The 10,025-nt window shown below is 56.8% G+C and carries 10 protein-coding genes; 7 read left to right on the top strand and 3 right to left on the bottom strand.

The window, feature by feature from the left end:
• Positions 1 to 138: 138 nt before the first annotated feature.
• Complete coding sequence (locus A7K61_RS29305) at positions 139 to 621, bottom strand: VOC family protein (RefSeq protein ID WP_069558919.1); 483 nt, start codon at positions 619 to 621, stop codon at positions 139 to 141.
• Positions 622 to 680: 59 nt separating this feature from the next.
• Positions 681 to 1,865: an MFS transporter gene (locus A7K61_RS29300; RefSeq protein ID WP_069558918.1), complete on the bottom strand. Its 1,185-nt coding sequence runs from the start codon at positions 1,863 to 1,865 to the stop codon at positions 681 to 683.
• 94 nt (positions 1,866 to 1,959) lie between these two features.
• On the opposite strand from A7K61_RS29300, the gene A7K61_RS29295 reads away from it, so the two are divergent.
• Positions 1,960 to 2,853 carry a LysR family transcriptional regulator gene (locus tag A7K61_RS29295; RefSeq protein WP_069558917.1) on the top strand — a complete coding sequence of 298 codons (894 nt, stop codon included), beginning with the start codon at positions 1,960 to 1,962 and terminating at the stop codon, positions 2,851 to 2,853.
• A gap of 81 nt (positions 2,854 to 2,934) precedes the next feature.
• On the opposite strand, the gene A7K61_RS29290 is transcribed toward A7K61_RS29295, so the two are convergent.
• On the bottom strand, positions 2,935 to 3,876 hold the full coding sequence (locus A7K61_RS29290) for a LysR family transcriptional regulator (RefSeq protein WP_069558916.1): 942 nt from the start codon (positions 3,874 to 3,876) through the stop codon (positions 2,935 to 2,937).
• Positions 3,877 to 3,985: 109 nt separating this feature from the next.
• Between A7K61_RS29290 and A7K61_RS29285 the strand changes: the two genes are divergently transcribed.
• The 6 genes from A7K61_RS29285 to A7K61_RS29260 all read left to right on the top strand — a co-directional run bounded on the left by A7K61_RS29285 (position 3,986) and on the right by A7K61_RS29260 (position 9,959).
• The gene (locus tag A7K61_RS29285) at positions 3,986 to 5,038 is read left to right on the top strand and encodes a Gfo/Idh/MocA family protein (RefSeq protein ID WP_069558915.1); all 1,053 of its coding nucleotides are present in this window, start codon (positions 3,986 to 3,988) and stop codon (positions 5,036 to 5,038) included.
• A gap of 97 nt (positions 5,039 to 5,135) precedes the next feature.
• Positions 5,136 to 6,530, top strand: coding sequence for an MFS transporter (locus A7K61_RS29280; RefSeq protein ID WP_069558914.1), 1,395 nt, complete (start codon positions 5,136 to 5,138; stop codon positions 6,528 to 6,530).
• A 19-nt stretch (positions 6,531 to 6,549) separates the two neighbouring features.
• Positions 6,550 to 6,999, top strand: a complete 450-nt coding sequence (aroQ, locus tag A7K61_RS29275; protein ID WP_069558913.1) for a type II 3-dehydroquinate dehydratase — start codon at positions 6,550 to 6,552, stop codon at positions 6,997 to 6,999.
• Between the two features lie 295 nt (positions 7,000 to 7,294).
• Positions 7,295 to 7,690 (top strand): hypothetical protein, encoded by a 396-nt coding sequence (locus A7K61_RS29270; RefSeq protein WP_238348864.1) that lies wholly within the window; start codon positions 7,295 to 7,297, stop codon positions 7,688 to 7,690.
• 279 nt (positions 7,691 to 7,969) lie between these two features.
• Positions 7,970 to 9,184 carry an aldose 1-epimerase family protein gene (locus A7K61_RS29265; protein ID WP_069558912.1) on the top strand — a complete coding sequence of 405 codons (1,215 nt, stop codon included), beginning with the start codon at positions 7,970 to 7,972 and terminating at the stop codon, positions 9,182 to 9,184.
• Positions 9,185 to 9,443: 259 nt separating this feature from the next.
• Entirely contained in the window at positions 9,444 to 9,959 is a 516-nt protein-coding gene (locus tag A7K61_RS29260) for a GNAT family N-acetyltransferase (RefSeq protein ID WP_069558911.1), read from the top strand.
• Positions 9,960 to 10,025 lie beyond the last annotated feature (66 nt).

The following is a 10,025-nucleotide window of genomic DNA, read 5'->3' as shown; positions in this document are numbered from 1 at the left end:
GGTTACCGTTGAGAGCTGCAGAGTTATGTAGATACCTATGCCTTCATGTGGGAGCGGGCTTGCTCGCGAAAGCGGTGGGTCAGTTCTCACATGTGCTAGCGGATACATCGCCTTCGCGAGCAAGCCCGCTCCCACAGTTCAGTTCCCGGCAATGGCGGCTTCGATGGTAGCGATGTCGATTTTGGTCATGGTCATCATCGCCTCAAACGCACGCTTGGCGACGGCAGGATCTTTACTGGTCACCGCATCGACCAACACCCTCGGTGAGATCTGCCACGACAGCCCCCACTTGTCCTTGCACCAACCGCAAGCGCTTGCCTGCCCACCGTTGTCGATGATGGCATGCCACAAGCGGTCGGTTTCCTCCTGGTCATCCGTGGAGACCTGAAAGGAAAACGCCTCACTGTGCTTGAACATGGGGCCGCCATTGAGGCCCACGCAGGGGATACCCAGTACGGTGAATTCCACGGTCAACTCATCACCCTGCTTGCCGGATGGGTAGTCGCCAGGGGCATGGTGCACGGCCTTTACTGCGCTGTCGGGGAAGGTGTTGGCGTAGAAGGTCGCTGCCTCCAGGGCATCGCCGTTGTACCAGAGGCAGATCGTATTCTTGTTGTTCATCGCAAGGCTCCTCGGGTTGGAAGGTGCATGAAGTCTAGACTAACAACCTGCGATGCTGCTCAGGCTTGCACCGCCTCTCTACCAGAGCGTGAGTCGGCCCGCCGCGCACGCCAGCCCAACCCCAGCACCATCAACAAACCCAGCCCAGCCATGATCGCGCCTGCCAGTGAAATGGCCGGATAGCCCAGCCCCGCGTTGATCACTGCCCCTCCCAACGCCGCACCAATCGCATTACCAAAATTGAACGCACCGATGTTCATCGCCGAAGCCAGGTTAGGCGCATCCTTTGCTGCCTCCATCACCCGCATCTGCAACGGCGGCACCAGGGCAAAGCTGGCAGCGCCCCACAGCAGGATCGACAACGCCGCAGGCAGCGGCCATTGCATAAGCACCGAGAAGGCCAACAGCACGGCAATCAACACCACCAGCGAGATGATCAAGGTGCTGTCCACCGAGCGGTCCGCAGATTTGCCACCCCACACATTGCCCAGGGTGAGCCCGATGCCGAACAGCACCAGCATCCCGGTGACGAAGTTGGTCGAAGCGTGGGTGACGTCGCGCAGAATCGGCGCGATGTAGGTGAATACCGTAAACATCGCACTCGAGCCCACCACGGTCAGCGCCAACGCCGCTAGCACTGGCCCGCGACCCAGCACACGAATTTCCGCCATCAGCCCGCCGCCTTTAGGGGCCGGCGCATTGGGCAAGGCCCACCACAGCGCCGCCATGACCACCGCGCCAAGCCCACTGATACCCCAGAACGCGGTGCGCCAACCAAAGTTCTCGCCAAACCAGGTCGCCAGGGGCACGCCGCCAATGGTTGCCAGGGTCAGCCCCATAAACATCGCCGCCACAGCCCCCGCGCGCTTCTCGGGCGCCACCAGGCTTGCGGCCACGATCGAGCCAATCCCAAAGAACGCCCCATGATTGAGCGACGTCACCAGCCTTGCGATCATCAGCGTCTGGTAGTTGCTGGCCAACGCCGACAGCAAATTACCCAGGGTAAAAATCGCCATCAGCCCGATCAGCAAATAGCGGCGGGGCACCCTGGCCGTCGCCAGGGTCATGATCGGCGCGCCAATCAACACGCCCATGGCGTAGGCGCTCACCAACAGCCCCGCAGCGGGAATGGAGACATCAAGATCAGCGGCGATACCGGGCAACATGCCCATAGGGGCAAACTCTGTGACCCCGATGCCAAAGGCACCGACGGACAATGCTACAAGGGGTGGATTGATACGCATGGGTGACTCCTTATCTGTGAGTCAAATGCTACAATCCTGCCTTTTTCAGCAGTAGCCCTTGGTTGGGAACTACAGCTTTGCGCAGGAGGCACAAATGGACATCGGCGGGCGGTCGGGCGAGATGGAAGTGTTCACCATGGTCGCCGAGCACGGCAGCCTGTCGGGTGCGGCAAGGGCCTTGGGGCTGACCCCATCGGCCATCAGCCGCATCATCACCCGCACCGAACAGCGCATAGGCACCCGTTTACTGCTGCGCACCACCCGCGCCATCACCTTCACCGCCGAAGGCGAAGCCTACCTGCGCGGCGCCCGGCGCATCCTGGCCGACATGGCCGAAGTCGAAGACGCCATCACCGACCAGGGCGCCCCACGCGGGCGCCTGCGCGTCAGCGCCGCACTGGCCCACGGCCGCATGACCATCGTCCCCCTGGTCGCCGCCTTCAGCGCCCGCTATCCCGCCATCGTCGTCGACCTAATGCTCGGCGACGAAGTCGTAGACATCCTCGGCGGCGAGGCCGACGTCGCCATCCGCTTCGGCACCCTCGCCGACAGCCCACTGACTGCTCGCCTTATCGGCTCTACCAGGCAGGTGATCGTCGCCTCGCCGGAGTACCTGGCACGGCATAGCACCCCCGTGACGCCGCAGGATTTATTGCAACACAACTGCCTGCGCTTTAACTTCCGTAGAGCGGCGCCGGATTGGCCGTTTCGGGTGGAGGGGCGGGAGTTTTCGTTGAAGGTGGCGGGGACGATTGAGGGCAATAGTGGTGAGGCATTGGCGCAGTTAGCGAAGCTGGGGGCGGGGGTGGCGAGGATTGGGGCGTTTAGTGTGGTGGAGGAGGTGAGGCAGGGGGAGTTGGTGGTGCTGCTGGAGGAGTTTAATCCTGGGGATGTGGAGCCGATTCATGCGGTGTTTGTAGGGGGAGGGGCGATGCCGGCGCGGGTTAGGGCGTTTGTGGATTTTTTGGTGGAGAGGTGTGGGGGTTAAGGGGAGGGATTTTTGGGGAGGAGGGGGCTGACCGGCGGATTTCGGCCAATAAATGTCGGTCGTAGCGACACCCTCTGGGACTTAGCCATTTCGTAGCGCGTAAGGGCCAGAACTCAGGTGTGCACTCAGAAACTCCAGGCATACCCTGATCTTCATCGAGCCAGAAGCCCGAATCGTAGTGACTGCGGACACATTCGCCGGCTGGAAATGTTCAGGCAGAATGCGAATGAGTGTCCCATTCCTGATGCTCGGGGCCACATCCCAGGTTGATGCCATGATGATGCCGAAACCATCATGCGCCCACTCTCGAACGACATCACTGTGATTGGACGCCATCGGCCCTGTGACTTTCACCGACTCAAGACCGTTTGGCCCCTCGAGCCGCCATACACCAAAGCTTTGATCCCTCCCACGAAACAATAGACAATCGTGGCGTTGAAGCTCGCTCACAGAGTTTGGATTACCGCGCTCTTCCAGGTAACTCGGAGCAGCACAGAGAATCCTCTGGCTATCTGCGATTTTGTGAATAATCAGATTTTGCTCGTTAACTTCTCCAACTCGGATATCGATGTCGAACTGCTCCCCAATGAGATCAGTTCGACGGTCAACCAGCTCAAGCCACACCTCTAATTTTGGGTAGCGTTTACGAAGCAAGGCCAGAACTGGAGCGATGTGAAATCGCCCCATTCGCTGGCTTGTGCTGATACGCAGCGTGCCTCTGGGCTCGACCCGGTCACCAAGTGATGTCTCCAGCATCCCATTGACGTTGTCCATGATTGTCTGAGCCCAAACGAGCATCGTTTCGCCATCTTTGGTGATCGAAACCCGTCTGGTTGTCCGGTTAAAGAGCTTGCAGCTCAGCGTTTCTTCCAACGCCAAAACACGCTTGCTGACATGGGCGGGAGAAATTCCAAGCTCTGTCCCGGCCGCGCTAAAACTTCCACGTTTTGCGATGACTGAGAACAGAAGCAGATCCCTCAGGAAGGGATCATTATTTACTAATGGAGAATTCTGATTTTCCATATGGCTCAATTATAGCTTTGCGCGTTGATAGTAGCCTTGATCCTAGCAGATCGAATCACGACTTCAGTACGTCGAGATTTAAAACAATAACGCTCGCGAAGATCAAAGCATGTCCAAAATCAGAATTGCGGTAGCGGGTGCCGGCCTCATCGGCCGACGCCATATCGAACTCATCCAAGCGAGTTCTTCTTGCGAACTGTCAGCCGTTATCGATCCGTTCGAACTTGATGGCTCCTACCTAGACTCGCTTGGCGTCTCGCAGTATGAAAATCTTCTGGCTTGTTTCGCCGAGGACAAGCCTGATGGCGTAATTCTCGCCACTCCAAACGCCTTACATGTCGAACAGACTTTGCAATGCATTGAGGCTGGTGTTGCGGCGCTGATAGAGAAGCCGGTGGCGCACAGCGTTGAGGAGGGCAGGCGGTTACTCGCTGTTGCCGATGCAACTGACGCCAAGCTGCTCGTAGGACACCATCGAGCGCATAGCCCAATTCTTGCCAAGGCGCGAGAGATCATCCGTGACGACATTCTTGGAGACATCGTTGCCGTGCAAGGCAGCGCTCTGTTTTACAAACCAGATGACTATTTCGACGCTGCCATCTGGCGACGCCAGGAAGGCGGTGGCCCTATCTTGATAAATATGATCCATGAGATCGGCAACCTGCGTTCGCTGTGCGGCGAAATTGTTGCTGTTCAAGCAATGCAGTCGAGTGTCGCACGTGGATTTCCTGTCGAAGATACCGTGTGTATCGGCCTGCGCTTTGAGAATGGAGCTCTCGGTTCCTTCTTGCTTTCCGACAGCACCGGATGTGCCCGCAGCTGGGAACAAACATCGCAAGAAAACGCGAGCTATCCGTCCTACGAGGATGAGGATTGCTACGTCATCAGTGGGAAGAACGGCTCACTGTCAGTGCCCACAATGCGTCTCAAATACTACGTGAAGGCCGAAGACAGATCATGGTGGAAGCCCTTCCAAACGGGCCACTGCGCTGTCGACCGCACAGACCCCCTTGAGATCCAGCTTGAGCACTTTTGCAACGTCATACGAGGCACGGAAACGCCTTTGGTCTCCGTGCGCGACGGACTGCGGAATCTGATCATCACTGAGGCTATTTCACAGGCCGCAAAAAGCGGCTCGATCATAGAAATCGACCGTATTTGAGCCCGGCATGGCTTCCAGTCATGCCCTGTTTTGCGTGTGCCAGGGGCGGTTTTTACTGCCCTGCCAGACCTATAAAAACAATATCTGGAGTAGTCAGATGAACACAGCAACAGCGACAGAGCAGCACCGTTCCAAGCAAGCCAAGAAAGCCACCGCGAGTGGTTGGATTGGCTCCGCGTTGGAGTATTACGACTTTTTCATCTATGCCCAAGCGGCAGCCCTGATCTTTCCACAACTCTTCTTCCCCTCAACCGATCCAAAGATTGCCATCGTGGCGGCTATGGCGACTTACGGGGTTGGGTACATTGCTCGCCCTATCGGCGCGTTCTTCTTGGGGCACTGGGGTGATACTCGAGGGCGCAAGAATGTACTGCTGCTATGCATGTTCCTGATGGGATTCGCCACCATGGCGGTAGGCCTGCTGCCGACCTACCACCAAATTGGTATATGGGCGCCTATCATGCTTGTAGTACTGCGACTGGTGCAGGGGTTTGCTGTAGCGGGAGAGATCTCGGGAGCCAGCTCAATGATTCTGGAGCATGCACCCCAAGGGCGAAGAGGATACTTCGGCAGCTACACACTTCAAGGGGTACAGGCAGGTCAGGTTCTCGCAGCAGCCATTTTCCTGCCTCTGGCCTATTTCATGACCGATGAAGCCTTCAATAGCTGGGGCTGGCGTATTCCCTTTCTTTTGAGCGCTGTGGTGCTGATCGCTGGCTTTATCATTCGCCGGGAAGTTGAGGAACCGCCAGTATTCGTAGAGCAAACAAAGAAAGATGAGAAGTCTGAATCGCCGGTTATCGGAGCTTTCAAACACAGCTGGAGAGGCATGCTGGTGGTCGTTGGGGTTTCGTTGATGAATGTTATTCCAGTCATTACGACCGTGTTTGGAGCGGCCTATGCGGTGCAACCTGCCTATGGCATCGGTTTCGATAAAAGCGTGTACCTGTGGATCCCGGTCGTTGGCAATATCGTGGCGGTGCTGTGCATCCCTTTCGTGGGCAATCTTTCTGACAAGGTTGGGCGCCGGCCTCTGATCATCGCAAGCGCCTTTGGTTGCGGGCTGATGTCCTTTGCTTATTTATACGCAATCAGCATTCACAGCCTCCCGCTCGCTTTCGGCGCCTCACTGCTGATGTGGGGAATGATCTACCAGGGCTACAACGCGGTGTTCCCATCCTTCTTCCCAGAGCAATTTGAAACACGTTACCGCGTGTCGGGAATGGCAATTTCGCAAAACAGCGGACTGTTCATCACCGCAATGTTACCTGCTCTGTTTGCCCTGATCGCAGGCCCAGGGACTGAAAACATACCCTTGATTGTCGGTGGGATCGCCTGTGTGTGCACGTTGCTAGCTGGTATCGCGGCCTGGTGCGCGCCCGAGACCTCTCGAATTCCTACAGCCGACCTCGGTAACCGCGATGCCCAATCCACAGAAGCCGGCGAATATCATAAGGCACGTCTGGCAGCCATGGGTACCGTAAAGAATTGAAGCGACTCGCGAGGATTAAATGATGAAAACCATCCTGGTTTTGAACGGCCCTAACCTGAACATGTTGGGATTGAGAGAGCCCGAGGTGTATGGGTCGGAAACATTGGCCGACGTTGAGCAGACGTGTCGTCAGTACGGCGAAGGACTTGGGCTTGTAATTGAGTTTCAGCAAACCAATCACGAAGGGCAAATGATTGAATGGATTCACCACGCACGTAGAAGGATAGCGGGGATTGTGATCAATCCAGGAGCATGGACCCATACATCGGCAGCCATCCACGATGCATTGATTGCAGCCGAGGTACCGGTGATTGAGGTTCATATCTCAAATGTCCACAGGCGTGAAGATTTCAGGCACTTTTCCTACGTGTCACGCGTTGCCAAAGGCGTGCTCGCAGGGTTCGGCACTGATGGGTATCGAATGGCGATACAGCACTATGCAAGCAGCCTGGAACAATCAAACGCCTAACCGAGACGTTTGCTGGCACTGCCTAGAGCCAGAAATTGTGGATTACCACGCTTCGGGTCGATTTCCGCCGTTCACGATCGGCAGTTTTCGACCCATTGCTGCCGGTCACACCCCATGGATGTCGGACAAATAGCCCAAACGCCTGCGCATTCCCAGGCTGATATTTGAGAGGGTAAACTGAGCACCTTTCCATCTGTGGTACCGATATGGACATCAATCTACTGACCGAATCCATGCTTGGTCACTGCGTGCTCCCTCGGGTGTCTGGCAATGCGAATTCCAGTTCGGCAGCCGATTGATTTACGTCCAGCACCACAATGACGAGCCACCTTACGCCAGGCTCGCCGCTGCGCAACGCGCGGTCAAGGCTACGTGGGATGATTTGCCCCAGGCATTGAGGTTTGCCGAACAGCACTGTAAAGCACAGATGCCCGAACTGATGCGGTTGTACGAAACCCACATGCCGTGGGAATCTCCGTTGTTCGTGTACTCGATCCACTTCGATCTCGACAAACCTTACCCTAGCTATACCATTTCCAAGAACCCTGACTTCGATTGGGATCGCATCCTGATCGACGAAGATGAACTGTGCCAGGATCAAAGTGTTTGCATGGAGCAATATGAGCCAAAGGATGACTTTTGGGTTTACGTCAGGCGCGTGGGGTTTCAGCAATTCGAGCTTAGGGATTAGCTTGGCAATCAACTATGTATAGGGACTCTGGAGAGCGTCCGCTTCTGGCCGTTTGCAGCCAATGAGTCAACGCAAGGTTGTATCCGGCACGGATGGACCAAAGCTCATACACCGCCCACTCGCGTTTTCGTTCCAGCCTGCCCGCAAGCGCATCGCCTTGACCTCCTGATCTGTTCCACCTGCTTCATGGCCTTTCCACACACGGTCTCGTCTTTTAAGCTTGCTGAAACGTTTCATCGAGTTTATAAATCGCAAACAACTCCAATAAAGGCCACCGCCATGACCCCGCTAAAACTCATCGTTGCCCTCAGCGCATTCTCTGCCGCCTCCCACGCCCTGGCCTGGGACTACGTGCTGCTCGATACCGATAAAGCCGCCCAGAACTGGCAGGTCACCAGCCAGCAGCTCGGCATCCAAACCGACAAACCCTTCAGCGTCACTTTGCGCACTTTGCACGGTGGCCGACAGGAGGGCGTGAACATCGTGGATATCGATAACGGCACGATGAAGCTCTCGGTAGTGCCGACTCGCGGTATGAACGTGTTGCAGGCGTCGGTTGGCGATGTGCGCATGGGCTGGGATTCGCCGGTCAAGGAAGTGGTGAATCCGTCCTTCATCGAGCTCAGTGGCCGTGGTGGTCTGGGTTGGTTGGAAGGTTTCAATGAGTTGGTCACCCGTTGCGGCTACGAGTGGGTCGGGCATCCTGGCATCGACAACGGCGAGCTGCTGACCCTGCACGGGCGGGCGGCCAATATTCCTGCGAATAAAGTCACCCTGCATATCGATGAAAAGCCGCCGTACGCCATCACCCTGCGTGGCGAGCTGAAAGAGCAGGCGTTCAAGAAGGTCGATTTCTCCGTTGCGACCGAATTGGTCACCGAACCTGGCAGTGTGGTGTTCGCCCTCAACGACACGCTCACCAACAATGGTGATTATCCGAAGGAATACCAGGCGCTGTATCACAGTAACTTCAGCACGCCGTTCCTGGAGCAGGGCGCGCGTTTCGTTGCGCCGGTGAAGCAGGTGTCGCCGTTCAACGACAAGGCCAAGGGCGAGCTGGCCGACTGGCAAACCTATCGTGCGCCGACCAAGGACTATGACGAAACGGTCTACAACTTGGTGCCGTATGCCGATGCCAAGGGCGATACCTTGACGGTGTTGCATAACAAGGCCGGCAGCCTGGGGGTTTCGGTGGGTTTCAATACGCAGACACTGCCGGTGTTTTCGCTGTGGAAGAACACCGATACTCAAGGGCAGGGCTATGTGACGGGGCTGGAGCCGGGCACGAGTTTTTCGTACAACCGTCGTTATCAACGGCCACTGAACCTGGTGCCTACGATCGGGGCGAAGGAACACAAGCAGTTCCGGATCAGCTACAGCTTGTTGGCGGATAGGGCGGCTGTTGATAAAGCCTTGAAGCAGGTCAGCGAGATTCAGGGTGGGCGGGAGACTGAGGTGCGGCAGACGCCTTTAGTGGATTTGACCAAAGGGTGATATTGGCTGGATCTATCACGTGGGGCCCGGCGTGCTTCATCGACGCCGGAATCGCACTGCAACTGTAGGAGCGAGCTTGCTCGCGAAAAACCCACAGGCGCCGCGTTCACTCAGGAAGCCCGCGTTATCGTTGAAGTTCTTCGCGAGCAAGCTCGCTCCTACATTGGGGTTGGCATTGATATTGGGCCGTGTTCAGCGCAGGGCTTTCTGTCATCGACGGGCATGCATACTGGAATAACCGTATTTCAGGAGCATCTCCATGATTCGCAGGGCCTTACCCGCCGACGCAAAAGCCATTGCCCAGGTGCATATCAGCAGTTGGCAAGACGCGTACCGTGACCTGATGCCTGCCCAGTTCTTGAGCGGGTTGCAAGCAACGCTGGCTAGGCGCGAAGCCCATTGGGTTCACTCGCTAGCCTTGGGTGAGTCGACCGTATGGGTTGCCGAGGTAGGCCAGCAGGTGGTTGGCTGGATAGCTGTGGGCGCCAGCCGTGATGAAGACGCTGTGCAGACTAATGCAGGTGAGGTCATGGCCATCTACGTGCTCGCCGAGCATTGGCAAGCCGGCGTTGGGCTGGCCTTGTGGAAAGCCGGCTTGCAGGATCTATTGGCGCAAGGCTATGAGCGTTTAACGCTCTGGGTCTTGGCCGGTAATGAACGGGCTATTCGATTTTATCGCCGGGCGGGGTGTGTGGAGGAGGCCGGGACTGAGCGCGATCTTGAGAGGGGCGGTGTTACGCTGGTGGAGGTGAGGTATGGTTTGCCGTTGAGATAGCTTAGGTATCTACGCAACTTTGCAGACCGTAGCCGCCGACGGTAACCACGATGCGAAGCAAGTCGC

Origin of the sequence: Pseudomonas sp. AP42 (assembly GCF_001728935.1) — a bacterium.
GTDB lineage: Bacteria > Pseudomonadota > Gammaproteobacteria > Pseudomonadales > Pseudomonadaceae > Aquipseudomonas > Aquipseudomonas lactis.
The sequence above is the reverse complement of the archived record's forward strand: the minus strand, read 5'-3'. Positions and strand labels throughout refer to the sequence as shown.

Excerpts from the sequence above, each read along its gene's own strand:
- A7K61_RS29305 (WP_069558919.1), bottom strand. The coding sequence starts at position 621 with ATGAACAACAAGAATACGATCTGCCTCTGGTACAACGGCGATGCCCTG.
- A7K61_RS29300 (WP_069558918.1), bottom strand. The coding sequence starts at position 1,865 with ATGCGTATCAATCCACCCCTTGTAGCATTGTCCGTCGGTGCCTTTGGC.
- A7K61_RS29290 (WP_069558916.1), bottom strand. The coding sequence starts at position 3,876 with ATGGAAAATCAGAATTCTCCATTAGTAAATAATGATCCCTTCCTGAGG.
- A7K61_RS29260 (WP_069558911.1), top strand. The coding sequence starts at position 9,444 with ATGATTCGCAGGGCCTTACCCGCCGACGCAAAAGCCATTGCCCAGGTG.
- A7K61_RS29295 (WP_069558917.1), top strand. The coding sequence starts at position 1,960 with ATGGACATCGGCGGGCGGTCGGGCGAGATGGAAGTGTTCACCATGGTC.
- A7K61_RS29265 (WP_069558912.1), top strand. The coding sequence starts at position 7,970 with ATGACCCCGCTAAAACTCATCGTTGCCCTCAGCGCATTCTCTGCCGCC.
- aroQ (WP_069558913.1), top strand. The coding sequence starts at position 6,550 with ATGATGAAAACCATCCTGGTTTTGAACGGCCCTAACCTGAACATGTTG.
- A7K61_RS29280 (WP_069558914.1), top strand. The coding sequence starts at position 5,136 with ATGAACACAGCAACAGCGACAGAGCAGCACCGTTCCAAGCAAGCCAAG.
- A7K61_RS29285 (WP_069558915.1), top strand. The coding sequence starts at position 3,986 with ATGTCCAAAATCAGAATTGCGGTAGCGGGTGCCGGCCTCATCGGCCGA.